Here is a 24,385-nt window from a genome sequence, read left to right as displayed (position 1 = left end):
GACACCCCAGCGACGCCGGCGCGGTGCACTACCGGATCAGCACCCGGTCCAGCACCCCTCCGCATAGTCCTGGAGGTCGTTCACGTTGATGCCACCCTGCGCCTCCACCAGCGCACGCAACTCCTCCATGGACGCCGGCTGCGGCGCGGTCTCGATCGTCGTGCTCATACACGTCCTTTCGCCGAAGAGATCCTTCACCTGCACCATCCGGACCCACCTGGACGGAGTTCTTGCAGGCTTCTGAAAACCCCTGATCAAGGGCTATCTGCGTTGCGGCGACGTCCGCGTTGTGTGCCCGCCGTAAGGTACGGACCTGAGGAGAGGTGTGCCGTGTGCGATATCGGCAAGACATCTACACGGCATTTGGCCCACATTCTGGACGCGGACTGTGCATCTGTGTCTGCGCAAGCCAGGTGCTGATCTCGGCGTCATCGTTGAAGATGTCGCCGAACGTCGCGCATTTGGCTGTTGCCGCGAACCAGAAGTTCATCTGCCGTCCGCAAGCTGTCACGAGTTGTGACATGTCAGTGACTGAAATGCTCCGAATGGTCCTTTGTCGGAGGGCACCCGATCAGGGAATGTCTTAGCTATTTCCAGCAACCGCGTGGGCACGCTACGGCAGGCGACACTGTCCGGACCTACACGTACCCACCTACCGGACACGCACTGCAATCCGTCCAGACACAGCGCCCGCCGGCACCATCAACACTGGACGAGTTCGGATACGACGCGGCTGGGAACACCACACGGCGCAAGGTCGGGTCGAGCAACCAGACCCTGGACTGGGACCTTGAAGGACGCCTGAGCAAGGTCACCGAACCCGGGAAGAAGGACACGTCCTTCATCTACGACGCCGGGGGCGCTCGCCTGCTGCGCAAGGACCCCACAGGCACAATCCTGTATCTGGGCGGTCAGGAACTCCGTCTCGACTCGGCCAGCGGCACCGTCACCGGCACCCGCTACTACCCGTTCGGCGACGGTGCCGTCGCCATGCGCACAGCAAGCGGGGTCACCTGGCTGACCGGCGACCACCAAGGCACTGCCCAGATCGCGATCACCAGCCAGACCTTGACCGTCACACAACGCCGTGTCCTGGTGCAGCGACTACGAACCGGATCAGGTGTCCCTGCCGTCCTTCAGCGACGCTCCGCCAGCCGCAACCTTGCTCCACCGGCCAACGTACAGTCGTTGGCAGGCGTGGGAAGCCAAGTGGCGAGCATGAGTCACCCCTGCGACAGCAGGGAACCACTGCGGTGCGAGGCGCAAACGGTGGGGCGGCACAGGTGCCGCTACTTGGTCGAAACCTCCTTGCGGTACCCCGGTGAGCGGGTCAGCGCCAGCCAGCCGAGGACGGTGGCGGCCAGGCCGATCGCGAGCGCCGCGTACCCGCCGACGATCCCGTAGCCGGTGCCGGGCCCGCCCTTGGCGAGCGCGACTACCAGCCCGCCGACGACCATCCCAGTCGGCCCGGCCACCAGGGCGACGATTGCTTGCTTTCTCGTGCGGCGGACCAACGCGCGCCAGCCGACGACCACGCCGGCGAGCGCGGCGAAGGCGCCCAGGGTGCCCACGATTCGGCCGGGGGTCAGGGCGAAGGTGTCGACGGCAGCGGCAGCCATGGACATATCGGCTCCTTTCGTTGTGGACAGATCATGTCGGCGAGGGCTGCGGCGGGTCGTCGTGCGGCCGCGGACATTTCGTGCTGCCGCGGATGTGGCAGCCGCCGGGGGAGTACTGCGTTCGTGGTAGTCCGGCGGTCATCCGCGTGCAGGAGTCGCCGGGGCCGGTCTCCGGCTAGTGTTCGCCCATGCGCAGGGGTCTGCTGGACTGGGCGATCGCCGTCGGGGTGGCGGCGATCCTCGTGGTCACCGGGCTGTCCAAGCACGTCCCCACCAGCCTGGACCCACTTGGCTGCGGACTGTTGGCGGTCGGTGGCTTGGCGTTGGTCGCGCGCCGCCGTGCTCCGATTGCGGTCCTGGTGGTCACCGGGGTGTGCGTTGTTGGGTACCAGGCGGCCGGGTTCGACGTGCCCGCGGTCGCGTACCTGATCGCCGTGTACAGCGCCGTGCGGGCGGGGCACCGCGTGACCACAATCGTGGCGAGCGTGCTGATGCTGGCCGCTCTTCCTTTCGCCGCAATGGTTGCGGGCCTACACGACACGGGACAGGCGTTCGCGCAAGCCCGTGGTGCGCTTGAGCTGGCGTGGCTGATCGCCGCGGGTGCGGCGGGTGAGGCGTTGCGGCAGGCCGAGCGGCGGGCGGACGAGGCCGAGCGCACCCGCGAGGAGACCGCGCGGCGCCGGGCGGGGGAGGAGCGGCTGCACATCGCGCGGGAGCTGCACGATTCGCTGACCCACCAGATCTCTGTGATCAAAGTGCAGGCCGAGGCCGCTGTGCACGTGGCCCGCAAGCGAGGTGAACCGGTGCCCGACGCGCTCCTGGCGATCCGGGATGCCGGTCGCGAGGCGGCGCGGGAGCTGCGGGCGACCCTCGAAGCGTTGCGTGACGACGACACCAACCCGCCGCACGGCCTCGACCACGTCCCGGACCTGGTGCGACGGGTGCGGTCCACCGGCCTGGACGCGACGCTGACGATCGAGGGGCATCGCGACGACGTTCCGGCGGCGGTCGGGCGGACCGCGTACCGGATCGTGCAGGAGTCGCTGACCAACATAGCCAGGCACGCCGACGCCGCCACCGCGTCGATCCGGATCGACTACCAGCCGGACGTTCTGGTGATCCGGGTCGACGACGACGGAAAGGCCACAGTGGACACAGCACCGGCGCCGGGCGTTGGGCTGCTGGGGATGCGGGAACGGGTCACCGCCCTCGGTGGCCGGTTGCGCGCGGCGCCGCGCAGCGAGGGAGGATTCACCGTGCACGCCGAGCTTCCGGTGGATCACGCGTCATGATCCGTGTTCTGCTGGTCGACGACCAGTCGCTCATCCGCAGCGGGTTCCGTGCGCTGCTCGACGTCGAGGACGACATCGAGGTCGTGGCCGAAGCCGCCGACGGCCGCGAAGGCCTGGAGCTGGCCCGGCAGCACCTGCCCGACATCGCGTTGATCGATATCCAGATGCCCGTCGCCGACGGCATCGAGGCGACCCGCCTGATCGCCGCCGACCCGGCCCTGGCCTGCGTGCACGTCGTCATCCTGACCAACTACGGCCTGGACGAGTACGTCTTCGACGCCCTTCGCGCCGGCGCGGCGGGCTTCCTGGTCAAGGACATCCAGCCGGAGGACTTCCTGCACGCCGTCCGGGTGGCCGCGCGCGGCGACGCCCTCCTCGCGCCCTCCATCACCCGCAAACTCATCACCCGCTACGTCACCCACCCACCCCTCACCGTCCACATCGGACTGGAGGAGTTGACCAACCGCGAGCGTGAGGCCGTCATCCTCGTCGCCCAAGGCCTGTCCAACGACGAGATCGCCGACCACATGGTGATCAGCCCACTCACCGCCAAAACCCACATCAACCGCGCCATGACCAAACTCCACGCCCGCGACCGCGCCCAGCTCGTCGTCCTCGCCTACGAATCCGGCCTCGTCACCCCACGAGGTTCATGACCGGTCACCACGGGATGGTCCCGTTGGGGCCGTGGAAGGTGGCGGTGGGGCCATCGGCGGGGATGGTGGCGAGCTGGATGGCGACGGCGGCGCCCTCGGCGGCGGTGCGGTTGCCGCGGGGGAAGGGGGCGGCGGCGTTCTGGTCGGTGGGCACCATGCCCGGGCTGACGGCGTTGACCTTGATGCCGTCGGCGCGCAGGGCGTTGGCGTAGGTCACGGTCAGGGCGTTGAGGGCGGCCTTGGAGGAGCTGTACGCGAGGAAGCCCCGCGCCGGGAGCGGGCTGGTGGGGTCGCTGAGCATGGTGAGCGATCCGAGGCCGCTGGACATGGTGACGATCCGGGGGTTGGGTGACCGGCGCAGCAGTGGCAGGCATGCGGATGTCACCGTGACGACGCCGAAAACGTTGACCTCGAACGTTTCCCGGAGCAGCGCCGCGGTGGCCGGCGTGCCCCAGTCGAGCATGACCCCGGCGTTGTTGACCAGCACGTCCAGCCGCCCGGCCGCCGTCTCGATCGTGTCGATCGCCGCCCGCACGGAGGTCTCGGAGGTGACGTCCAGCTGCACGAAGCGGATGTTCTCGCTAGCCAGCTCTGCCACTGCCGTCTGCCCGCGCCGCGGATCGCGGGCGCCGAGGTAGACGGTGAGGCCACGCGCGGCGAGCCCGCGGACGATCTCCCGGCCGATGCCCTTGTTGCCGCCGGTGACCAGTGCGACTTCGTTCATGCGGTCCACTTCAGCCCATCTTGGGCCGCGACGGAAAGACCGATCCGGTGGCGCCCCATACCCTGGCGGTATGCCGGAGCCGGAGATCCGCGAACTGCGCTACTTCCGTGCCGTCGCGGAGGACCTGAACATCACCCGAGCGGCCGCGAGACTCGGGATCGCGCAGCCGCCGTTGTCACGCGCCATGCGTCAGCTGGAACGCCGCCTCGGTGTCACCCTGTTCGACCGCAGCGGCCCGCGGCTCGCGTTGACCCAGGCCGGTGAAGTCCTGCTCAAGGAGACAGCGGTGATTCTGGGTGCCCTCGACGCGGCGGTCCGCCGGACGCGGCAAGCAGGCCAGCCCGGGCACGAACTCGTGGTCACCGCGAAGCCGGGCGTGTCCACCCGGCTGTTGCTCCAGGTCCGCGAACGGTTCCGGCTGGACCCGGACGCACCCGAGATCCAGGTGGTGCCGAGCGGGTTCGGCGAACAGGCCGACATGGTCCGGGACGGCCGCGCGGACCTGGCGATCGCCGCGTGTGTCGACGGCCGCGACCTCGACATCGAACTCGTCGCGACCGAACCGCGTCTCGCAGCATTGGCGGTGGGACACAGGCTCGCCACACACCCGAGTCTGACCACAGCCGACGTCAGGGACGAGCCCTCGCCACAGTGGAGCGATCCCAACGTCGTGGATCATGCCTACTGGCTGGGCCATCCGGATCGACCGGATGGCCCGGTCGTAAGCGACACGGCCGAGTTGCTGGACGTGGTCGCGCTGGGGCGGGCGGTGGCCTTGGTACCGGCGTCGTTGGCGGCGGTCAACGTCCGGCCGGACATCGCCTACCGAGAGGTGTCCGACGCGACGCCGTATCGGGTCCTGGTGGTGTGGCCGGCGGGCCGCCGATCACCCTGGATCGACCGATTCGTTGACACGGCAAGAGAAGCGGCACGCTAGGACTGCTGGACGACAGCGTCGATCGCGGCAACGACGATGTCCGGGGCCTTGCGAAGGATCTGCACGTGGTTGCACGGAGTCGTGGCGAACACCGATACGCGCGAGTTGCGAGCCGTCGCCTCGGTGACTGACGCGCGCAGGGTACTCATTTCCTCCGCGGTAGCGCCCGAGTGCGCGCCGGTGCCAACGACGAACACGGCCGGACATTGCAAGGCCGCGAAGTCCGCGCCCAGCGAGCCGTTCACCTGGTCCATCTCGATGACCACGTCCGCAGCCTCATCGGGGGACAGCCGCGCCGACCGGCCGAACATCGCCAAGATTCGCATGATCCAGCCGAGCCGCCGGAACTGCGCGCGGGCCCGCTCCTGAGCCGCCTCGTCCAACGAGACAACGGGGTAGGCGCCGTCGATCAACACCAGTCCGGCGACCTGGTCCGGGTGCTGGGCCGCGTATCGCACCGCGAGTGTGGCGCCGTGCGACCACCCGACCAGAACCGGACGCGTCAGGCCGGTGGCTTGCATGACCCGTCCGACGTCCTCGACAGCCGCGGCGACGGAGTAGTCAGCCGACGTGCCCGACTTTCCGCGCGCCCGGGCGTCGAACCGCACGGTGCGGTACTTCCCGGCGAGCCGCTGGACGACCCGGTCCCAGTTCCGCACCGTGCCGAACGCGCCGTTGAGCATCAGCAACGCAGGGCTGCCGCCAGGGTGGTCGAGGGTGTGTAACCCGGGGGGATCCTTCGGCATGCTGGATCCGCCTTTCAGGGGAGGTTCTTGCGGCGGTCGTGCCATTCGTCGAGCAGGGCCGGCATCCGCTCGGCGAGGAAGTCGTAGAACGCGGCGCCCTCCTCGATCATCGAGCGCCGCGGGCTGGGGCCCTCTGCCAGCAGCGCCAAGGCTTCCCGGGCCAGCGCTGCCTGCTGCTGGTACGTGGTCGCCGCGAAGCCGGTCGGGTCGAGCACGCGCGGGTCGAGCGTGACGTGATCCATGCGCTGCCCTGCCGACCGCGTGCGGACCACGGCGCCATACCCGGCGAGGTGGGTGACCGCGCCGGTGATCGCGCTGCGGCTGGCCAGCAGCGCCTCGGCCAGCTCCGCGATGCTCTGCTCCGGCGGCGAACAGATCAGCAGGTAGCCCAGCACGCGGCCGGCCACCGGCGGGAACCGGTACTCGCGGGCGTAGAAGTCGGCGACGCGGTCCAGGAACGCGTACTCCTCGGGGGTCGGCACCCCCTGAACATAACACAGATGACAGAAATTTGTGTCATCTGTGTCCGGTGGACCCGTCCACCCCGGGCGATTAGATTCAGCAGCCGTGCCGCAACCACAGGGTCAAGAGCTGGAAGACATCCGAGCCCGCCGCGACGAGCTGCGCGAGCAGTACCTGCGCCCGATCGGCGAACGCCCGGCCACCACCGTGCGCGGTGTCCACCACGTGGCGCTGATCTGCAAGGACGTCGAGCAGACCATCCGGTTCTACCAGGGCCTGCTCGGCTTCCCGCTGGTCGAGCTGGTGGAGAACCGGGACTACGCCGGGTCGAGCCACTTCTTCTTCGACATCGGCAACCGCAACCTGCTCGGCTTCTTCGACTTCCCCGGCCACGACCACCCGCCGTTCTCCGAGACCATCGGCGCGGTGCAGCACCTGGCCATCTCGGTGGCGCCGGAGCAGTTCGAGGCCGCCAAGCGCAAGCTCGAGGAGGCCGGGATCGACTACCTCGGGCCGGACCGCGGCGTGGAGGACAGCGTGTACTTCCGCGACCCGAACGGGGTCGGCCTGGAGCTGTACCGCGAGGAGCTCGGCGTCTTCAACGGCGAGGAGATCCTGGGCTGAGCCAACGGCCTGCGACGATCTGACCGTGTCGGACGAACTGCTGTGCCGCCGGTGTGGCGTGCCGGTGCGGGTGAACCGTGCCCGCTACGAGGTGTTCGAGCGGATGCACTACGTGTGCTTCCACTACGAGTTCGAGCACGGGATGGCCGACCCGGACGAGGACTGCGGTGTTCCCGGGTGCCCTACGGCCATGCTTTGTCAACCGCTACCAGCTCACAAACGGACTTCTGGAACCGGCTCGAGTGCTGAGGGTCGATCGCGGCCGTAGGCGCGGCGGGCGACCCCGGCGATGGCCGGGGCGTTGCGCTCCGCCTCCGCCTTGATGTGCGCGATGGTCTGGGCGGCAAGGGTTTGCCGCCAGGCCTTGGCCGCCGGCCGGAACCCGCCGCGGGCGCCGGGCAGCGACTCCAGCAGCCCGGCCCTGACAGTGGACCTTGACATCGATATCCAGGTTCCTTGTCGCCGCGTTGCGAGCACACCTTCGCCGAACACCTCGCCGAGCTGACCGTCCAGAATGGAGCGAAGCTGTGACGCTGGTGATCCGGATCATCCTGGCGCTGCTGTTCCTGGACGAAGTGGTGGTGGGGCGGGGAACCAGTTCGCGCCGGAGAGTTTCGTGACAGCAAGAAGAGCTAGCAGCGGACGGACGCGAGCAGGCCGACCGGGGGAAGCATGCCGGCCGCGAGACGGCGTTCCTCGGCATCACGCATGGCGTTGAGGACGTCGGCGGCGCGGGCGGGTTCGGTCCAGGTCGCGCCGCGTCCGTCGACCAGGCGCCACAGGATGCTCGTCGTCACCGTGGTCAGGTCGGAGCCGACGCGGCCGAGCGCCTCGAGCATCGCGGACCCCTGGTGGAGGTGATTGTGGCCGTCCACCCAGGCGGTGAGCAGGTCGTCCTTCGGCGGTTCGGCGTCGAGCAGACCCGCGGCGACCAGGATCGCGAGGGTGTCGTAGAGGAAATGCGCGGCGGCCTGGTCGACCCGTTCCCAGGCGAACTCCTCGATGACGAGCCGCCCGCCGGGAGCGAGCAATGTGGCCGCGTGCGCCAGCAGATCGTCCAGGCTTTCGGCGTGGTGCAGGGAACGCGTGAACAACACGACGTCGTACTCGCCGGAAACGTCGCGGATGTCGGCCTCGATGACAGCAACTCCGCGTTCCTTGGCCGCGGCGGCCATGTCCGCGTCGCGATCCACGCCGGTGACTTCGTAGCCCAGGTCCGCCAGCGCCGCGGCCAACGCGCCGCGGCCGCAGCCTGCCTCGAGAACGCGGGCGGGCGCCGCGGGCAGCAACGGCTTGAGGTGAGTGTGGGTATGGGGCACCGCAATGGTGGACAGATCCATTCAGCCGAGGCTAGGTCGCTTTCGCGGCTCGGGCGACGGATTTTCGGGGCGGCCCGCAGAACATTCCCTCTCCCCACTTCAACATATAGCGCACTGGGGGGCTTGCGGCAAGACCCCGGATGTGCTGCACAATCGCCCGCCGAAATGAAAAACACGAGGTGGTTGGGGGATTCGCAGTATGCGTGTGTTGTTGTCGACGTGGGGTTCCCGGGGCGATGTCGAGCCGTTGGTGGCGCTCGCGTCGCGGTTGCGGGAGCTCGGCGCCGAGGCCGTGCTGGCCGCACCGGCCGACGAGGAGTTCACGGCGCTGACCGACCGGGTGGGAGTGCCGTTGGTGCCGCTCGGGCCGACGGTGCGTTCCATCGTGCTCGGTGAGCGGCCGCCCTCGGCGGGGGCCGCGTTCCAGCTCGCGCCCGAACTGGTCGCGGCGCGGTACGACACCCTGCTCAAGCTCGGCGAGGACTGTGACGCGCTGGTGGCGACCGGGCTGATCCCGGTCGGCGCGCGGTCAGTGGCCGACAAACTGGGCATCCCGTACGTGTTCGCGTGTTTCCACACGGTCGGCCTGCCCTCGCCGTACCTTCCGCCGTCGGCGGCGCGGCCGGGCACGCCGACCCCGGAGGGGGAGAAGGACGTCAAGAAACTGTGGGAGTACGACGCCCTGCGGGTGTCCGAGCTGTACGGCGAGGCGGAGAACACCCATCGGGCCGCGATCGGCCTGCCGCCGGTGAACAACATCCGCGACTACGTGTTCGGCGACCGGCCGTGGCTGGCCGCGGACCCGATCCTGTGGCCGTGGCGGAGCCTGCTCAGCCTCGACGTCGTGCAGACAGGCGCGTGGATCCTGCCGGACTCCCGCCCGCTCCCGGACGAGGTGGAGGCGTTCCTGGCGGCCGGCGACCCGCCGGTCTACGTGGGCTTTGGCAGCATGGCCCTGCGCGGGGCGACCGGCATTGCCGAAGACGTGATCCCGGCGATCCGGGCGCAGGGGCGCCGCGTGATCCTGGGCCGTGGGTGGGCCGGTCTGGCTGCGATCGACGACCGGGACGACTGCCTGGTGGTGGGGGAGGTCAACCATCAGGCCCTGTTCGGGCGGGTGGCCGCGGTCCTGCATCACGGCGGCGCGGGCACCACCACGACGGCCAGTGCCGCGGGCGTGCCCCAAGTGGTGATTCCCCAGATCGTGGACCAGCCGATCTGGGGGCGGCGGATCGCTGACCTGGGCATTGGCGTGCTCTACGACGGCCCCACACCGAGCATGGAGTCGCTGTCGGCCGCGCTGTCCGTGGCGTTGAGCCCAGAGGTCCGGGCCCGCGCGAAGGCCGTTGCGGGTGCGATCCGGACCGACGGGACGACGGTGGCGGCGAAGATGCTGCTGGACGCGGTGAGCTAACGGCTGGTGGCCCGGGCGCGCCGCCCGGGCCACCGCCATCGCCTCGGGAGCCGGAACGCGAACCGCGGCCGCCCTGCCACGGTGTCCATTTCGCACTCGGTCACCACGCCGACCGGCTGGGACCCGGGGTCTTGTCAGTGATATGCGTGGCGCACGCGGAGGCTGGCAGCACCGTCGGATGTCCTCAGTGGACGTACGAATGGCTTCGTGTCCCAAGAGTCGGTGAGGATGGCCCGTTGGTTCCCGCGATCGTCCGCTGGCCCACGGAATCGCGGCGTGACTGGACCACGGGATCGTGGTGCGCCGAAGTAGGTTCGAGGCATGCCAAACGCTGGAATGTCCACCACCAAGCTGGACATGTTGCTGCACCAGGCCGCTGCGATCCCGGCGGGCGCCGCCGCCATGGTCGCGACCGTGACCATCCCCCCGGGCGACCCCGGATCGGGCCCGCACCGCCACTCCGGCCCGGTGTTCGGGTACATGCTCGAGGGCGAGATGCTGTTCGAGCTGGAGGGCGAGGAGCCGTACCCGATCAAGGCGGGCGAGGCGTTCTGGGAGCCCGGCGGCGAGGTCGTGCACTACCAGGCAGCGAACCTCCGGGATGACATCGAAGCGAAGTTCGTGGTGTGCATGCTGTGCGCGCCGGACGTGCCGATGCTGGACTTCCTCGACGCCGAAGAGATCGCCGCACGCACCCACCTGCGCCATCCCAGCGCCGTCAAGGGCTGAGCGGCGGTGCCTCCCGGCCGACTTTTGTGTCCATAGTGGACGGTGCCGGGCAGGCTTGCACCTGTTGGGGCTACGGTTTTGTGGCGGACGTAGACTCCGGGTGGCGGGATCGACCCTCGGAGGTGTCTCGGTGAGTGTGGCGGTTGCGGTGACGTTCGTCTGGCTGGGGATGGTGCTAGCGATTTCCTTTGTCGAAGCGCCATTGAAGTTCCGGGCGCCCGGCGTGACGGTGCCGCTCGGGTTGGGGATCGGCCGGATCGTCTTCCGGGCGCTGAACACCATCGAAGCCGTACTCGCGCTCGTGATCGTCGTGACGCTCATCACCGCAGCGCCGCCCGTTGACGTGCTGATCCCGCTGTGTGCGGCGATTCTGATGCTCGTGATCCAGGTCGCGCTGGTCCGGCCGCGGCTGAGCCGACGGTCCGATCGCGTCCTCGCCGGCGAAGACGCACCCCGATCCCATGCGCATATCGCGTATGTGGCGCTTGAGGGCGTTAAAGTCGTTGCGCTGCTTGTCGGTGGTGTGCTGCTCCTGGTTTAGTCTACTGTGGACGATAGCTGGCGCCTTCGACGCGCCGGGCGAACCCGGTGAGTTTGTCGGGTTGACCACCATCATCAGGCGTTCGATCCCATTGGCGCTCGCTTCGATCGTGCCGAGCATCACGGGCGCTCCAGCAGCAGCAACACCGCCATGTCGAGCGCTTCGGCCTGCTCGGCGCCCAGCAACCGGTAGGCGATGCCGGACACCTGCGGGCGGACCTGGTCGAACACGGCTTCACTCATGGCGTCCTCACCTCCGGGAGTGGTCTGCCCTCTTGACCGGACAGCCCGCCGTTTCTTGTCACCACTTGTCACACCCACGGCCGCTGTCCGGTCAGAGTGCCGGTCACCACGAGAAGAGAGGATCCTCCCGATGTCCGATCAGGACCCGCGGCCGGCCGGCGACACCGACCTGGCCGCACGCATCCACCGGTTCGCGCTACAGGTGGTGCGGATCTGCCATCGCACCGTGCCGCTACCCGAGCGGGACCCGGGACGAGGGTCCACATCGGACAGCCGGAGCTAGAGCGTGTCTTGTGCAACCGCCTCGGCTATCGCGGTCAGGACATGCTCTGGTCCGCCACCAGTTCGTACACGTTGCCATCTGGACCGCGGAAGTGCTGCCAGGTCGGCCCGGGCTCGCCGAGCAGCTCCACCCCGGCCTGTTCCAGCTCGGCCACCGCCGCGGGCAGATCCCGGACCGCGAACCCGGCCACCGGCCCGGTCTCGAAATGCCCCTTCCCCGGACACCGCTCCCCGAACACCTCCACATTCCGCCCATCCGGCAACGTGAACACCCAGAAGCCCGGTTCCTCGTGCCGCAACGGCAATCCGAGCACATCGCGGTAGAACGCCACCAGCGCCTCCGCCCGCGCCGTCCGCGTGCCCAGCCACCCCAGCCCCGTGATCTCCATGCCCCCATGGGACAACCTCAACGCGGCTTCAAGTCAAGCCAGGCCGGCACGCACACCGCCTTCGGTCACGGCATTCACCGCTGTCTCGGCGCCTGGAGGTCAGGCCGGCCCCATGTCCAGCGATAACCAGTGTTCCGGTCGCATGTAGATGGCGAAGAACGTGCCGATCTGCTCGCGTTCGAACGCGACGAACTCGGCGGCCTTGTCCGGCGGCAGGTACCGCTCGGCCATCTCCAGCGCCAGCTCCTCGGTGTCCGCGGCGGTCCTGGTCACCGGGCCCTCGACGGAGACGTACCGGGCGGTCGGTTCGGTTCGCTGCGCCATCATGCTGAACCTGCCCGCGGCCGCGATCGCCCGCGCCTTCCTCGAGTCGGGCTGGGTCCGTACCCACAGCTCGCCGCCGGGTGTGTAGGAGTACCAGATGGGCACGACGAGCGGCGCACGATCGGGTCTCTCCACCACTGACAGTGCGCCGATATGCGGCTCCGCCAGGAACTTTTCACGCTCTGCAACCGATAGTGCCATGCGCGGTACGTTACTCAGGGGGTCTGACAAAACGCGTTCCGCGAAGGTGGTGGCCTCTCCGCATCGGCGACACGATGGGTTGCCGGGACTAGACCACCTGTGCAGGCGGCCCGATCGGGACCGCATGCCCCGGGCGGATCCGTTCATGATCCACTGTAAGCTGGGCCCGTGCCCGGCCTTCGGGTCCTGACCTCGGGTTCTCCGGTGGCCGGGAACCACGGGGGAGATCCGATGAGCGGCGGAACGTTTGTTTGAACCGCCGGCCCGCCCGCTCCGTATCCATCTGTGAAGCGACCGGGTCCTGCCCGAACCCGGTCGTATCGCGACGACGCTCAGTAGTCCGTATTCATTCGGAGGCCCGGACACAGGATGAACACCGTGAAACGACTTCTCATCCCGCTCGTGCTCGCGCTGTTCATGGTCTCGGTCCCGGCGGTGGCCAACGCGGCGCAGTCCGCCCCGCCGCTGTCGGCGATCGACACCGAGCTGATCATCAAGGTCCGGATGGCCAACCTGTGGGAGATGCCCGCCGGGCAGATGGCCCAGGAGAAGTCCTCGAACCCCCGGGTCCAAGAGGCCGGCAAGACCATGGCGTCCGACCACCTGATGCTGCAGGGGGTCGTCGAGGGACTGGCCGCGACCTACAACCTGAAGCTGCCGACCGAGCCCTATGACAACCAGAAGAGCTGGCTGACCGAGATGGCCCAGGCCTCCGGGACCCAGTTCGACTCGGTCTTCGCCCAGCGCCTGCGGGCGGCGCACGGCCTGATCTTCCCGGTGATCGCCAAGGCGCGCACGTCCACCTCGGACCCGGAGATCCGCAAGTTCGCCACGACCGCGAACACGATCGTGAACCGGCACATGACGCTGCTGGAGGCGACCGGGATGGTCGACTTCGGCACGTTGAACGACCCGACGCCGATGATGGTGATGTCCGACTCGGACGGCCTGGACATGATCGTGGCGCTGACGCTGGTGCCGATGGTCGTGGCGGTCGCGATCTTCTTCCTCTGGTTCGCCACCGGCCGCAACCGGCGCCGCCCGGACGGCCCGGTGTGGTCGCAGCTGCCGGATGACGAGGACGACCGCGGCAGTGACCGCGGCGATGACCGCCGCAGCGAACGCCGCGCCGAGCGCAGGGAGCCTGAGCGGCGACGTGGCGGGTCGAAGCTCTTCGCGGGCGACCGCTAACTGACGCCGTTCGTAACCACGTGCATGGCCCGATTTCGGTGACCGTCACGTCCGGCTCCTTGGAGCAGTGCGTGAACCGGGTTCTTTTCCGGCGCGTCTCGTCACCGTTCGGCCGACGGTAAATTCGGAAAGTATCCGGCCAACCGACTCGGCGGGACTCATGGCCCGGTTCACCTGGTTCGTTGTCGCGCACCACCATCACCCACCCGTCATCCGACGCGCTGTGTGCGGGTGTTGATCAGGACGGCGGCCAGAACCGCTGCGACGACAAGGATGCCTGCAGCCCACGCAGACGCGACCCGGTAGCCGTACACGTTCCCCTCGACCTGACCGGCCGTCACATGCACGGCCAGGTAGGACGCGGTGGTGCTCGCAGCGATGGTGTTCAGCAACGCGGTGCCGATCGACGCGCCGATCTGCTGGGAGGTGCTGACGAACGCAGAGATGACGCCGGTGTCGCTGGGCACCACACCACGCGTGGCGGTGTTCAGGCTCGGCGACATGACAGCTCCGGACCCGAGACCGACCAGGACCTCGGCGGGCAGGATGTGCGCGACGTACGAGCTGTCCGTGCTGAGGAACGTGAGCAGGAACATTCCCACCGCGGCGATCAAGAGGCCGGGCGCGATCAGTGTGCGTGGCCGCACCTTGGGCAGCAGGCGGGCGACGATCTGGGTCGCGGTGATCGCGCTCATCACCATCAGCGGCAGGAACGCGCAGCCCGCCTGGACAGGCGAGTAGTGCATGACGGTCTGCAGCTGGTAGGTGACGAACAGGAACACGCCGAACGTGCCGATGAAGTTCAGCGCCACCGACAGGAACGCGCCGACCCGGTTGCGTGTGCAGACCACCTTCAGCGGCAGCAGCGGCTGACGCACCTTGTGTTGCAGCACAACGAAAAGCGTCAGGAGGACCACGGCCGCGGCGAGGGTGCCGAGCACCAGGCCGGAGGTCCAGCCATGCCCGGCCGCCTGGCCGAAGCCGAACACCAGCGCGGCCATGCCGCCGCCACCGGTGACCGCGCCGGCGATGTCGATGCGGCCGCTGGGCCGACCGGGGATGCCGGGCAGCACCAGGACGGCGCCGATGCCCGCGGTGATCGCGATGGGCACGTTGACGTACAGGCACCAGCGCCAGTCCAGGTACTGGGTGAACACGCCGCCCAGGATCAGCCCGGCGGCCCCGCCGGAGATCAGCACCGCGCTGAAGATGCCGAACGCCCTGGCCCGTTCCCGCTGGTCGGCGAACATCGTGACCAGCAGGGACATCGTCGACGGCGCCAGGACCGCGGCGAACAGGCCCTGCAGCGCGCGGGCGCCGATGAGCATGCCCGCGTTGGCAGCGGCGCCGCCGAGCGCCGAGGCCACGGCGAACCCGGCCACCCCGGCCAGCAGGGTCCTCTTGCGGCCGGCCAGGTCGGCGATCCGCCCGCCGAGCAGTAGCAGGCCACCGAACGCGAGCGTGTAGGCGGTCACCACCCACTGCCTGCTCGCGTCCAACATGCCCAGGGCCTGCTGGGTGGTGGGCAGCGCGATGGTCACGATCGTGGTGTCCAGCACCACCATCAGCTGGGCCAGCGCGATTACCCCCAGGCTCCACCACCGGCTGGCCGACTTGGGTGGGCGGACGGCGGTCATTGTCATGTGCTGGTGCCTTCCCCGACAGAAACCGAAACTAGATTCGGCGAAATTCGTTTCGGTTATACTGCCTGTTACGGTCGCCGTCAACGACAGGGAGGGGACCAGCAGCGATGACGGGGTCGATCCGCAGGGCCAAGGCGGAGCAGACCGTGCTCGCGCTCAAGGCGGCGGCCAGGAGGCTGTTCGCCGAGCGCGGCTACCTGAACACCAAGATCACCGACATCCTGGCCGAGGCGGGCCGCTCGGCGGGGGTGTTCTACGACCACTTCGCCAGCAAGGAGGAGCTGCTGGCGGCGCTGATCGCGGACTTCAGGGCCGACGCGGCCGAACGGGCCGCCGCGATGGACTGCGCCGCGGACGAGCACGACCTGTCCGACCGGGCGCAGCTACGCGCGCACATCGAGGTGTTCTGGCACACCTACACCGCGCACCTGCCGGTGATGGTCGCGATGTTCCAGGCGTCCATGGTGGACGGAGAACTGACCGCCGGTTTCGGGGAATGGCTCAACACCACCATGTTGCACCAGCACCTGGAGCAGTTGGACAAGCGCGGCGTTCACCTCGCGGGCGATCCCGCGCTGCTGGCGTCGGCGGTGAGCAGCATGCTGCTGCAGTTCGCGTACGTCTGGCTGGCGACCGGTGGACGAGCACCCGGCGGGACGACAGCGCGCTCAGCGCCTTCTGCCGACGAGGCCATCGACATGCTGACCTCGTTGGTTCACAACGGAATCGTGGCTCACTGACCGTCGCCGGGATCGTCGCGGGGTTGCAGGTACGGTTCCTGGTCGGCCGGCTGACCGCTGGCGATCTGCTTGCCACGGGCCAGTTCCGCGTCGAACTCGGCACCCAGCAGGACGGCCAGGTTGGAGATCCACAGCCAGATCAGGAAGATCACGATCCCGGCGAGTGAGCCGTAGGTCTTGTTGTACGAGCTGAAGTTCGCCACGTACACGGCGAAGCCCGCCGAGGCGATCACCCACAGCACCACGGCCAGGGCGCTGCCGGGGGTGAGCCAGCGGAAGCCGGGATGCCGGACGTTGGGCGCCGCCCAGTACAGCAGCGCGAACACGAGGCTGATCAGCACCGCGATCACCGGCCATTTGGCGATGTCCCAGATCAGGATCCCGGTCGAACCGATGCCCAGCAGGTGCCCGACCCGGTCGGCGAGGCCCCCGGTCGCCACCACACCGATGGCGCAGACGCCGAGCAAGATCACGATCGCCAGGGTCAGGCCGATCTGCAGCGGGATCGTCTTGTACGCCGGGCGTCCCTCCTCCACGTCGTAGATGGCGTTGGAGGACCGGATGAACGCGCCGATGTAGCCGGAGGCGGTCCACAACGCGATCACCAGGCCCACGATCGCGAACGGGCCGGCCAGGTGGCTGCTGTTCTGCAGTTCGCCGATGGACTTCAGCACGAGGTCGCGGGCCGGGCCGGGCGCCATCTGCTGGACGTTGTCGGTCAGCGCCTTGGTCGAGGAGGGACCGAGCAGGCCGAGCAGCGAGGTGAGCACCACGATCCCGGGGAACAGCGACATCATGCTGTAGTAGGTGAGCGTGGCCGCGAGGTCCATCAGGTTGTCGCGCTGGAACTCCCGCAGCGTCCGTTTCAGAACCTGCCACCAGGACCGCTTCGACAGGTCGGTCGGCCCGTCCACCGTGTGCGTCATGTCCGCCTCCTTGGGGACTCAGGCGTACCCGCCGGATGGCCTGCCGAACCTCAGCGGCCGAGTGTCATGCCCTGGACGAAATAACGCTGTGCGAACAGGAACAGCAGGACCATCGGCACGGTCGCGATGGCGCTCGCGGTCAGCACGAGCTCCCACTGCGACTCGCCGCCCTGGCCGAACCGGTCCAGCACGGCCTTCAGCCCGCGCGGCAGCGTGTAGAAGTCCGGCTGCCGCAGGTAGATCAGCGGTTTGATCAGGTCGGTCCAGGCCGCCTTGAACTCGAGCACGAACACGACGACCAGTGCGGGCCGGGTCATCGGCAGCGCGATGCTCGTGAAGGTGCGCAGGTGTCCGGCGCCGTCCACCTTCGCCGCGTCGAAGACCTCGCCGGGCAGGCCGAGGAAGAACTGGCGCAGCAGGAAGATGTAGAACGCCGAGCCGAACAGGTTCTGCGCCCACAACGGGATCTGGGTCGTCGCCAGGCCCACGGCCTGCCACTCCAGGTAGGTCGGCACCATCGTGACCGCGCCGGGCAGCATCATGGTCGCCAGCACCAGGCCGAACAGCACACCGCGCCCGCGAAACCGGAACCGCGCGAAACCGTAGGCCACCACGGCGCTGGACAGCGTCGCGGCCGCCGCGGCGGCGAACCCGACCAGCACGCTGTTGCCGATCCACAACAGCAGCGGAACCGCCTGCCAGACCTCGACGTAGTTGCTCAGCATGAGCGGCCGCGGGATCAACGCGTTGTCGAAGACGTGCGCGCGGTCCTTGAGCGAGGAGACGATCAGCCACACCAACGGATACACGAACGCCGCCGCCGTCACCCCGAGCGCGCCGATACTCAGGACCCGGCCGGTGCCGACCGGACGCGGTTGCCGCGGCTGCGGTTCCGGGGCCGCCGCGACGACCGCGGGCGGGGCTTCGACGAGGCTCATCGCGGCTCGCTTTCGTAGTACACCAGGCGGCGCGACAGCCGCACCTGGATGATCGTGATGACGGCGATGATCGCGAACAGCAGCCAGGCCAGCGCGGACGCGTAACCCATCCGCAGCGAGCCGAACGCCTGCTGGAACAGGTAGATCACGTAGAACAGCGCCGAGTCGCCCTGGTTGTCCGCGGTCTGGCTGTTGCCGAAGAACATCGCGTACGCCTCGGTGAACGTCTGCAGCGAGGCGATCGTGGTGACGATGACGGTGAAGTACACCGTCCCGCTGATGGCGGGCAGTGTGATGTGCCAGAACTGGCGCCACGCGCTCGCGCCGTCCAGCCGTGCCGCCTCGTAGAGCTCCGCGGGCACCCGGCTGAGCGCCGCGAGGTAGATGACCGCTGTGCTGCCGACGGTCCACAGGCTCATCAGCACCAGTCCTGGTTTGATCCACACCGGGTCGGTGGTCCAGTTCGGGCCGGTGAAACCGAACCAGCCGAGCACCTCGTTGATGGCGCCGGTCTGGCCGTTGAGCAGCAACAGGAACATCGCCGCCAGCGCGACCGGCGGCGTCATCACCGGCAGGTACAGCACCGTGCGGAAGAAGCCGCCGGCCCGGCCGGCGCGGCGCAGCAGCGACGCCAGCGCGAGCGCGAGGATGATGTGCAGGGGCACGTGCAGCACGGTGAACAGCAGCGTGTTGTAGAGCGCTGTGCCGGCTTTGGGGTCGCTGAGCAGTTCCCGGTAGTTGTCGGTGCCCACAAAGGACGGTGGTTTGAGCATGTCGTAGCGGGCGAACGACAGGACCAGGCTGATCAGCATGGGTCCGGCGGTGAACAGCAGGAAGCCGATGATCCAGGGGGACAGGAAGGTCCACGCCCATCGCGTCTCGCCCCGGCGCCGGGCCATGCCGCTACCTCCCCGCCACTCGATGCAGCGCCAGATCGCCTTCGCGCTGGGCATCGGCGAGTGCCTGCTCCGGCGTCTGCTCACCAGTGAGCACCCGGACGGACGCGGACCGCCATGCGCGGACCAGATCCGCCGCCGCCGGGCTCGGTGGCAGCGCGAACGCCTTCTCCTGCAAGGACAACACCACAGGCACCCCCTGTTGCAGAATGCGGTTGCCGCTCGGCCGGTAGACCGTCGAGAAGATCTCCGCGTCGGCCTCGCGGTTGGCGGTGAACGTGCCGCCGTAGGGACGGCCCTTGGCGGCCAGCGCGTCCCGGCGCGCCCGGGCCGCCGTCACCCAGGTGTCCTTGGCGGTCATGGTCACCAGGAAGTCGCACGCCTGGTCCGGGTGCGGCGCGCCCTTCGGGATCGCCCACGCCTGCCCGCCGAGCTCGGTGAACGGCGCGCCGGTGCGGTCGGTGAACGGCTTCACGGTGACGTCCACGTCCGGTGAGTTGGTGGCCAGCGTGTTGATGTAGAACGAGTCCATCGGCATCGCCGCCAGCTGGTCCTTGGCGTACTCGTTGCCGGCGCCGAACTCGTCGAAGCCGTCACGGAACGCCTTGAACGACGCGTAGGGTCCCTGGGCGCGGACCAGGTCCGTGGCGAACCGCAACGCCTCGACGACCCTCGGATCGTTCAGCACCGGGCGGCCGTCCGGGTCGATCAGCTCGACGCCGTTGGCCTTCGCCCACAGCGTCAGGAAATCGGGCAGCTTCGGGTCGAACCCGATCCGCTGGAACCGTCCGTTGGTCACCCTGGTCAGCACGCGGGTGTCCGCGAGCAGCGCAGGCCAGTCCGTTGTGGACATTCGCGCCGGGTCGATGCCCGCGGCCCGGGCGGCGGGGTTGTTGATGATCAGCAGGCGCACGGTGGCGAAGTCGGGCAGCCCGTAGACGTGGCCGTCGGTCGTGACCTGGCGCACCGCGGCCGGCCGGAACACCGACATGTCGACGTGGTGGCGCCGCAGGCAGTCGTCGATCGGCTGGACCGCGCCGCGCGCGGCGAAACCACCCAGCTTGATCCGGTCGGCGTACACCAGGTCGGACGGTTCGCCGCCGGCGACCGAGGACAGGAACTGCTGCTCGTCGAACGCGCCTTCGTTGACGCGCAGGTCGATGCCCGGATACTTGCGCCGGAAGACCTCGACCCGGGCCGTCGCGTGTTCGTCCGGCAGCCCGAACCCCATAGTCGTCAGGACGTTGGGCGTGTCGCCGGGCGATGTGCCGATGCCCGCGCACCCGGCTGCCACACTCGCCACCACCGCGACCAGCGCGAGCCTGCGAATCACATCTCCTCCTCGAGGACACGCCGGAAGTACCCCGCGGCCGGACACGGCAAACGGGCGGCACTCCACTGATGGAGTGCCGCCCGTTCGCAGGAGGGGTGTTCAGTCGCCGGTCTTCGAGGACTTGTCGCCCGGCCATTCGCCGGTGGCCTTGCGGAACCCGGCCGCGCCGCCGCGGTCGACGGCGGCCTTCACCAGCCCGAAGACCGCGCCCTGGATGGTCGCCGCGGCAAGCACTTCGCGCCAGCCGCGGTCCTGGTCAGTCGCATTGGGCGCGTCCGCGTCACCGGTGAGCCGCTTCCAGACGGAGCTGAACACCGCGTTGGCGAGCAGGCCGCCCAGCACCCCGAACAGCAGGCCCAACGGGCGGTACAGCAGCCTCAGCATCAGGACCGCCGCCCGAAGAGCAAGCGCCGCACCATCATCAGCGCGAAGAACGCGCCGATCGCGAACGGGATCGGCCGTTGCCTGGCCGCCGCCATCACCCGGTCCACGAACTGGGCCATGGGTTCGGGCATCTTGTCGATCGTCTCCTGCGTCGCCTTCTGTGCCTGCACGGAGACCTCCGCGGCCTTGTCCGCGGCGGCGTGCATGGCCTCGCCTGCCTTTTCCGCGGCGACACCGATCGCCTCGTTCGTCTTGGCCGCCGCCACGTCCTTGACGCTCTCCGCCTTGGCCATCGCGGTGTCGGCCACCTCCTCGGCCTTCTGGGCCACTGCCTTGGCCGTCTTGTTCACCTGTCGGCGGGTCTCAGTCATCAGTCGGGCCTTTCTGCGCCATGAACCGATCCACTGGCGGCATACCCACGAGAGCGGCCTGGTAATCCGCCCATTCCGGCTAACCTGTCCCAGGTTTGACCGGCCCCCTACCGGACACCACTGTGGTCATGGGATCTGCCATGGCCGACCGCCTGTGGGATGTCGCCTGCGCACTGCATGCGGACCCGGAGACGGCGTTCGAGGAACACCACGCGGCCGACCGGCTGTGCGCGGAACTGGAGTGGGACGGCTTCACGGTCGACCGGGGCGTGGCCGGGATGCCGACCGCCTTCGTCGCCCAGGCCGGTACCGGCGGCGGGCCGCGGATCGCGCTGCTGCTGGAGTACGACGCCCTGCCGGGGCTGGGCCACGCGTGCGGGCACAACCTGATCGCCGCCGCGGGCCTCGGTGCGGCCATCGCCGCACGGGAGGCGGCGGGGCACGCGGGCACGATCCTCGCCATCGGCACACCGGCCGAGGAGGGTGGTGGCGGCAAGATCATCGAGCTCGGGGCGGGGCTGTTCGAAGGCGTCGACGCGGCGCTGATGTTCCACCCCGGCACCCGCAACTGGTCATGGGCCGTGCTGACCGCCCAGGTAGAGCTGAGGATTGCCTACCACGGGCGGGCCGCGCACCCCACCGGCAACCCGGCCGAGGGAATCGACGCCCTCGCCTCGCTGATCCAGTTGTTCACCACGCTTTCCGCGCTGCGCCAACGACTGCCGGCCGGGTCGCACATCCAGGGCATCGTCACGCGCGGCGGCGAGGCGACCAACATCGTGCCCGACCTCGCCGAGGGCCGGTTCGGGCTGCGTGCGCTCACCACCGGCGCCCTGCAGACGCTGATCGGCCAGGTGACCGCGGCTGCGCAGGGCATCGCGGCGGCGACCGCGATCACGGTCGAGGTGGACCAGGTGCGGGAGCCCTACGCGCACTTCCGGCCCAACGAACGGCTGGGCGCCCGGTTCGACCAGCACATCGCCCGGCACGGCATCACGATGACGCCGCCCGAGCCGGGTGTGTTCCTCGGGTCGTCGGACATCGGCAACATCAGCACGGCGGTGCCCGCGATCCACCCGTTCGTGGCCATTGTGGACAGCGACAAGTCCGACCACACCCCACAGTTCGCCGCAGCGGCGGCGAGTGGCCGGGGCCGGCACGTCATGCTCGCCGCGGCCGACGCCCTGGGCCGCACCGCGGTCGAGCTGCTCACCGACCCCGCTCTGCGCACCGCCGCCTGGCAGGAGTTCCAGCACCGCGCCGCCGCGGGCCACTGATCGTGTTTTCGGGGCGCTCGCGCCGGGAAAACGTGGTCATGAAGCACGCGCTCACCCTCGGGGTCGAGGAAGAGTTCTTCGTCGTCGACGCCACCGGGCACCTGTCCGGCCGCGCCGGCGAGATCGTGGAGTCCGCCGAGGGGCGGGAAGGCGAACTGCAGCGGGAGCTCGACCGGTCCCAGGTCGAACTGGCCACCGGCATCTGCCGCACGCACGACGACGTCCTGAGCAAGGTGCAGGACCTGCGCCGGGAGCTGGCTGTGGCCGCTGCCGGGCGCGGGCTGCGGCTGGTGCCCAGCGGCACCGTCCCGATGGCCGAGGAGCACCCGCCGGGAATCACCCTGGAGGGCCGCTACCAGCGGATGGCCGACCACTTCGGGGCGACCCCGCGGACGGTCCGGACCTGCGGCTGCCACGTGCACGTCGCCATGCCGGACCCGGCGGCCGGCATCCAGGTGATCAACCACGTCCGGCCGTGGCTGCCGTTGCTGCTGGCGATCACCGCCAACTCGCCCATCGAGGGCGGCATCGACACCGGATACTGCAGCTGGCGCTACCAGCAGTGGACGCAGTGGCCGTCCGCCGGGCCGCCGCCCCGGTTCGACTCGGTGGACCACTACGAGAGCATCGTCGACGGGTGGCTGCGCGCCGGGGCGATCCTCGACCGCGGCATGGTCTACTGGGACATCCGGTTGTCGGAGAAGCAGCCGACGCTGGAGTTCCGGATCGCCGATGTGGCCACCACCGCCGAAGAGGCGACTTTGCTCGCCGTTCTCGTCCGCGGTCTCACCCATGTCGCGCTGAACGAGGACGAACCGGCACCCATGCTGTCCAACGAAGTCCTGCGCGGCCAGGTCTGGCGCGCGTCCCGCGACGGCCTGCGCGGCAGATGCCCGCATCCCGGCACCGGCGACCTGCTGCCGGCCACAGCGGTCCTCGACGATCTTTTCGGTGCGCTGACACCGGTTCTGCGTGAGCACGGCGACTTCGACTTCGCCAAACAGGTCATCAGCAGGCTGCACGGCTCCGGCGGCGGCGCCGACCGGCAGCGGGAGGCCTTCGGGACCGCCCACCGGGCCGAGGACGTGGTCGACCTGCTGGCGGTGCCCGCCGATCCGATGTAGACGGTGTTTGCCGGGACGCGGCCGGGGTACACAGCCGGCAAAGGGAGTTCGTGATGCCACAGACCAGGGCGTACCGCGACGGGGTCCTCGTCGCCGAGGACTTCCCGGTCGCCGAGGTGTCCGACCTGCTCGCGGACGTGAACACGACCGTGTGGCTGGACTTCTGCCAGCCCAGCGAGGCGGATCTGGCCGCGATCAGCGAGGAGCTCGGCCTGCACGCCCTCGCGGTGGAGGACGCGATCCACGAGCACCAGCGACCCAAGCTGGACCGCTACCGCTCACACTCGTTCCTCACGGGTTATTCGGTGCGGTTCGACCCGGACGACGGCGTCGCGGTGGCATCCGAGATCGCCGTGTTCGTCACGGCCAACGCGTTGGTGACCGTCCGCAAGGACGACGGCTTCGACATCGACGCGGTGGTCCGGCGGTGGGACAACGAGAGCGATCTCGCCAAGAGCGGCACCGGGTTCCTGCTGCACGGGCTGCTCGACCACATCATCGACGGCCACTTCGAGGCGGTGCAGGCCCTCGACGAGCAGATCGAGAACCTGGAGGACCTGGTCTTCGACGAGCAGCCGCAGTTCGCCGCGATGCAACGCCGGTCACTGCGGCTGCGCAAGAGCCTGGTCAAGATCCGCCGGGTGGTGCTGCCGATGCGTGAGGTGGTCAACGCGGTGATGCGGCGGGACCTCGGGATCGTCGACGACGCGATGCAGCCCTACTTCCAGGACGTCTACGACCACGTGCTGCGCGCCTCCGAGTGGACCGAGTCGCTGCGCGACCTGGTCACCACCATCCGCGAGACCCAGCTCAACATCCAGGGCAACCGCCTGAACATCATCATGAAGAAGGTGACCAGCTGGGCGGCCATCATCGCGGTTCCCACGGCGGTGACCGGGTTCTACGGTCAGAACGTGCCCTATCCGGGTTTCCAGAGCGTCACCGGCTTCTGGGTGTCCACCGCGGTGATCCTGGTGCTGTCGGCCGGTCTGTTCGCGTTGTTCCGGAAACGCGACTGGCTCTGACCTGCACCGATAAAGATCCAATGAATCTCGGGAGCG

31 protein-coding genes are annotated in these 24,385 nt (G+C 69.0%); 14 read left to right on the top strand and 17 right to left on the bottom strand.

Features of this window, described 5'->3' with window-relative positions:
- Positions 1-36: 36 nt before the first annotated feature.
- Entirely contained in the window at positions 37-168 is a 132-nt protein-coding gene (locus tag AB0J95_RS16335) for a hypothetical protein (protein WP_364757777.1), read from the bottom strand.
- Between the two features lie 363 nt (positions 169-531).
- On the opposite strand from AB0J95_RS16335, the gene AB0J95_RS16330 reads away from it, so the two are divergent.
- The gene (locus AB0J95_RS16330; RefSeq protein ID WP_364757989.1) at positions 532-1,404 is read left to right on the top strand and encodes a hypothetical protein; all 873 of its coding nucleotides are present in this window, start codon (positions 532-534) and stop codon (positions 1,402-1,404) included.
- On the opposite strand, the gene AB0J95_RS16325 is transcribed toward AB0J95_RS16330, so the two are convergent.
- On the bottom strand, positions 1,290-1,625 hold the full coding sequence (locus AB0J95_RS16325; RefSeq protein WP_364757775.1) for a DUF6223 family protein: 336 nt from the start codon (positions 1,623-1,625) through the stop codon (positions 1,290-1,292). The two genes, AB0J95_RS16330 and AB0J95_RS16325, sit on opposite strands and share 115 nt — an antisense overlap.
- 182 nt (positions 1,626-1,807) lie before the next feature.
- Here AB0J95_RS16325 and AB0J95_RS16320 point away from each other — a divergent pair, with 182 nt between their 5' ends.
- Positions 1,808-2,911, top strand: coding sequence for a histidine kinase (locus AB0J95_RS16320; RefSeq protein ID WP_364757773.1), 1,104 nt, complete (start codon positions 1,808-1,810; stop codon positions 2,909-2,911).
- Complete coding sequence (locus tag AB0J95_RS16315; RefSeq protein WP_364757771.1) at positions 2,908-3,567, top strand: response regulator transcription factor; 660 nt, start codon at positions 2,908-2,910, stop codon at positions 3,565-3,567. Before AB0J95_RS16320 ends, AB0J95_RS16315 begins: the two co-directional genes overlap by 4 nt.
- A gap of 4 nt (positions 3,568-3,571) precedes the next feature.
- Here the strand turns inward: AB0J95_RS16315 and AB0J95_RS16310 are convergent, their stop codons facing one another.
- Positions 3,572-4,291: an SDR family oxidoreductase gene (locus AB0J95_RS16310; RefSeq protein ID WP_364757769.1), complete on the bottom strand. Its 720-nt coding sequence runs from the start codon at positions 4,289-4,291 to the stop codon at positions 3,572-3,574.
- Between the two features lie 70 nt (positions 4,292-4,361).
- Here AB0J95_RS16310 and AB0J95_RS16305 point away from each other — a divergent pair, with 70 nt between their 5' ends.
- The gene (locus AB0J95_RS16305) at positions 4,362-5,228 is read left to right on the top strand and encodes a LysR family transcriptional regulator (protein ID WP_364757768.1); all 867 of its coding nucleotides are present in this window, start codon (positions 4,362-4,364) and stop codon (positions 5,226-5,228) included.
- Here the strand turns inward: AB0J95_RS16305 and AB0J95_RS16300 are convergent.
- Both AB0J95_RS16300 and AB0J95_RS16295 read right to left on the bottom strand, forming a co-directional pair.
- Positions 5,225-5,974 carry an alpha/beta hydrolase family protein gene (locus tag AB0J95_RS16300; RefSeq protein ID WP_364757766.1) on the bottom strand — a complete coding sequence of 250 codons (750 nt, stop codon included), beginning with the start codon at positions 5,972-5,974 and terminating at the stop codon, positions 5,225-5,227. The genes AB0J95_RS16305 and AB0J95_RS16300 overlap by 4 nt on opposite strands.
- 14 nt (positions 5,975-5,988) lie before the next feature.
- Complete coding sequence (locus AB0J95_RS16295) at positions 5,989-6,456, bottom strand: MarR family transcriptional regulator (RefSeq protein WP_364757764.1); 468 nt, start codon at positions 6,454-6,456, stop codon at positions 5,989-5,991.
- An 85-nt stretch (positions 6,457-6,541) separates the two neighbouring features.
- On the opposite strand from AB0J95_RS16295, the gene AB0J95_RS16290 reads away from it, so the two are divergent.
- Positions 6,542-7,060 (top strand): VOC family protein, encoded by a 519-nt coding sequence (locus AB0J95_RS16290; RefSeq protein WP_364757762.1) that lies wholly within the window; start codon positions 6,542-6,544, stop codon positions 7,058-7,060.
- Positions 7,061-7,273: 213 nt separating this feature from the next.
- Here AB0J95_RS16290 and AB0J95_RS16285 read toward each other — a convergent pair whose 3' ends face one another.
- Together AB0J95_RS16285 and AB0J95_RS16280 are read right to left on the bottom strand one after the other, a co-directional pair.
- Entirely contained in the window at positions 7,274-7,501 is a 228-nt protein-coding gene (locus tag AB0J95_RS16285) for a hypothetical protein (RefSeq protein WP_364757761.1), read from the bottom strand.
- Between the two features lie 191 nt (positions 7,502-7,692).
- On the bottom strand, positions 7,693-8,400 hold the full coding sequence (locus AB0J95_RS16280; protein WP_364757760.1) for a methyltransferase domain-containing protein: 708 nt from the start codon (positions 8,398-8,400) through the stop codon (positions 7,693-7,695).
- 178 nt (positions 8,401-8,578) lie between these two features.
- Between AB0J95_RS16280 and AB0J95_RS16275 the strand changes: the two genes are divergently transcribed.
- The 3 genes from AB0J95_RS16275 (at position 8,579) to AB0J95_RS16265 (ending at position 11,063) form a co-directional block, all read left to right on the top strand.
- On the top strand, positions 8,579-9,793 hold the full coding sequence (locus AB0J95_RS16275) for a glycosyltransferase (RefSeq protein ID WP_364757759.1): 1,215 nt from the start codon (positions 8,579-8,581) through the stop codon (positions 9,791-9,793).
- Positions 9,794-10,114: 321 nt separating this feature from the next.
- Positions 10,115-10,522: a cupin domain-containing protein gene (locus tag AB0J95_RS16270; protein ID WP_364757758.1), complete on the top strand. Its 408-nt coding sequence runs from the start codon at positions 10,115-10,117 to the stop codon at positions 10,520-10,522.
- Between the two features lie 169 nt (positions 10,523-10,691).
- Positions 10,692-11,063, top strand: coding sequence for a hypothetical protein (locus AB0J95_RS16265; RefSeq protein ID WP_364757987.1), 372 nt, complete (start codon positions 10,692-10,694; stop codon positions 11,061-11,063).
- 119 nt (positions 11,064-11,182) lie between these two features.
- Here AB0J95_RS16265 and AB0J95_RS16260 read toward each other — a convergent pair whose 3' ends face one another.
- The gene (locus tag AB0J95_RS16260; protein ID WP_364757756.1) at positions 11,183-11,305 is read right to left on the bottom strand and encodes a hypothetical protein; all 123 of its coding nucleotides are present in this window, start codon (positions 11,303-11,305) and stop codon (positions 11,183-11,185) included.
- Between the two features lie 130 nt (positions 11,306-11,435).
- Between AB0J95_RS16260 and AB0J95_RS16255 the strand changes: the two genes are divergently transcribed.
- Positions 11,436-11,588, top strand: a complete 153-nt coding sequence (locus tag AB0J95_RS16255) for a hypothetical protein (protein WP_364757755.1) — start codon at positions 11,436-11,438, stop codon at positions 11,586-11,588.
- Positions 11,589-11,622: 34 nt separating this feature from the next.
- On the opposite strand, the gene AB0J95_RS16250 is transcribed toward AB0J95_RS16255, so the two are convergent.
- Together AB0J95_RS16250 and AB0J95_RS16245 are read right to left on the bottom strand one after the other, a co-directional pair.
- Positions 11,623-11,976 carry a VOC family protein gene (locus AB0J95_RS16250; protein ID WP_364757753.1) on the bottom strand — a complete coding sequence of 118 codons (354 nt, stop codon included), beginning with the start codon at positions 11,974-11,976 and terminating at the stop codon, positions 11,623-11,625.
- Between the two features lie 99 nt (positions 11,977-12,075).
- Entirely contained in the window at positions 12,076-12,501 is a 426-nt protein-coding gene (locus tag AB0J95_RS16245) for a pyridoxamine 5'-phosphate oxidase family protein (protein WP_364757751.1), read from the bottom strand.
- A gap of 378 nt (positions 12,502-12,879) precedes the next feature.
- Between AB0J95_RS16245 and AB0J95_RS16240 the strand changes: the two genes are divergently transcribed.
- Positions 12,880-13,692, top strand: a complete 813-nt coding sequence (locus tag AB0J95_RS16240) for a DUF4142 domain-containing protein (RefSeq protein ID WP_364757750.1) — start codon at positions 12,880-12,882, stop codon at positions 13,690-13,692.
- A gap of 209 nt (positions 13,693-13,901) precedes the next feature.
- Here AB0J95_RS16240 and AB0J95_RS16235 read toward each other — a convergent pair whose 3' ends face one another.
- Positions 13,902-15,335: an MFS transporter gene (locus AB0J95_RS16235; protein WP_364757748.1), complete on the bottom strand. Its 1,434-nt coding sequence runs from the start codon at positions 15,333-15,335 to the stop codon at positions 13,902-13,904.
- 107 nt (positions 15,336-15,442) lie between these two features.
- On the opposite strand from AB0J95_RS16235, the gene AB0J95_RS16230 reads away from it, so the two are divergent.
- Positions 15,443-16,075: a helix-turn-helix domain-containing protein gene (locus AB0J95_RS16230; RefSeq protein WP_364757746.1), complete on the top strand. Its 633-nt coding sequence runs from the start codon at positions 15,443-15,445 to the stop codon at positions 16,073-16,075.
- Here the strand turns inward: AB0J95_RS16230 and AB0J95_RS16225 are convergent.
- The 6 genes from AB0J95_RS16225 to AB0J95_RS16200 form a co-directional block, all read right to left on the bottom strand.
- Entirely contained in the window at positions 16,069-17,001 is a 933-nt protein-coding gene (locus tag AB0J95_RS16225; protein ID WP_364757745.1) for a YihY/virulence factor BrkB family protein, read from the bottom strand. The two genes, AB0J95_RS16230 and AB0J95_RS16225, sit on opposite strands and share 7 nt — an antisense overlap.
- A gap of 50 nt (positions 17,002-17,051) precedes the next feature.
- Positions 17,052-17,939 (bottom strand): carbohydrate ABC transporter permease, encoded by an 888-nt coding sequence (locus AB0J95_RS16220; RefSeq protein WP_364757743.1) that lies wholly within the window; start codon positions 17,937-17,939, stop codon positions 17,052-17,054.
- On the bottom strand, positions 17,936-18,838 hold the full coding sequence (locus AB0J95_RS16215; RefSeq protein WP_364757741.1) for a sugar ABC transporter permease: 903 nt from the start codon (positions 18,836-18,838) through the stop codon (positions 17,936-17,938). The genes AB0J95_RS16220 and AB0J95_RS16215 overlap by 4 nt, the downstream gene beginning before the upstream one ends.
- 4 nt (positions 18,839-18,842) lie before the next feature.
- The gene (locus AB0J95_RS16210) at positions 18,843-20,168 is read right to left on the bottom strand and encodes an extracellular solute-binding protein (protein WP_364757739.1); all 1,326 of its coding nucleotides are present in this window, start codon (positions 20,166-20,168) and stop codon (positions 18,843-18,845) included.
- A gap of 99 nt (positions 20,169-20,267) precedes the next feature.
- Positions 20,268-20,552: a DUF4235 domain-containing protein gene (locus AB0J95_RS16205; protein WP_364757737.1), complete on the bottom strand. Its 285-nt coding sequence runs from the start codon at positions 20,550-20,552 to the stop codon at positions 20,268-20,270.
- On the bottom strand, positions 20,552-20,923 hold the full coding sequence (locus AB0J95_RS16200) for a hypothetical protein (protein ID WP_364757736.1): 372 nt from the start codon (positions 20,921-20,923) through the stop codon (positions 20,552-20,554). The genes AB0J95_RS16205 and AB0J95_RS16200 overlap by 1 nt, the downstream gene beginning before the upstream one ends.
- 140 nt (positions 20,924-21,063) lie before the next feature.
- Here AB0J95_RS16200 and AB0J95_RS16195 point away from each other — a divergent pair, with 140 nt between their 5' ends.
- Genes AB0J95_RS16195 through AB0J95_RS16185 form a run of 3 tightly spaced genes read left to right on the top strand, consistent with a single transcriptional unit; the run spans position 21,064 to position 24,349 of the window.
- Complete coding sequence (locus AB0J95_RS16195) at positions 21,064-22,200, top strand: amidohydrolase (protein WP_364757734.1); 1,137 nt, start codon at positions 21,064-21,066, stop codon at positions 22,198-22,200.
- A 38-nt stretch (positions 22,201-22,238) separates the two neighbouring features.
- Entirely contained in the window at positions 22,239-23,324 is a 1,086-nt protein-coding gene (locus tag AB0J95_RS16190) for a glutamate--cysteine ligase (RefSeq protein WP_364757732.1), read from the top strand.
- Positions 23,325-23,377: 53 nt separating this feature from the next.
- Positions 23,378-24,349, top strand: a complete 972-nt coding sequence (locus AB0J95_RS16185; RefSeq protein WP_364757730.1) for a magnesium transporter CorA family protein — start codon at positions 23,378-23,380, stop codon at positions 24,347-24,349.
- Positions 24,350-24,385 lie beyond the last annotated feature (36 nt).

Source organism: Actinocrispum sp. NPDC049592 (assembly GCF_040675465.1).
GTDB lineage: Bacteria > Actinomycetota > Actinomycetes > Mycobacteriales > Pseudonocardiaceae > Kibdelosporangium.
This window is presented reverse-complemented; position numbering and strand designations above follow the sequence as displayed.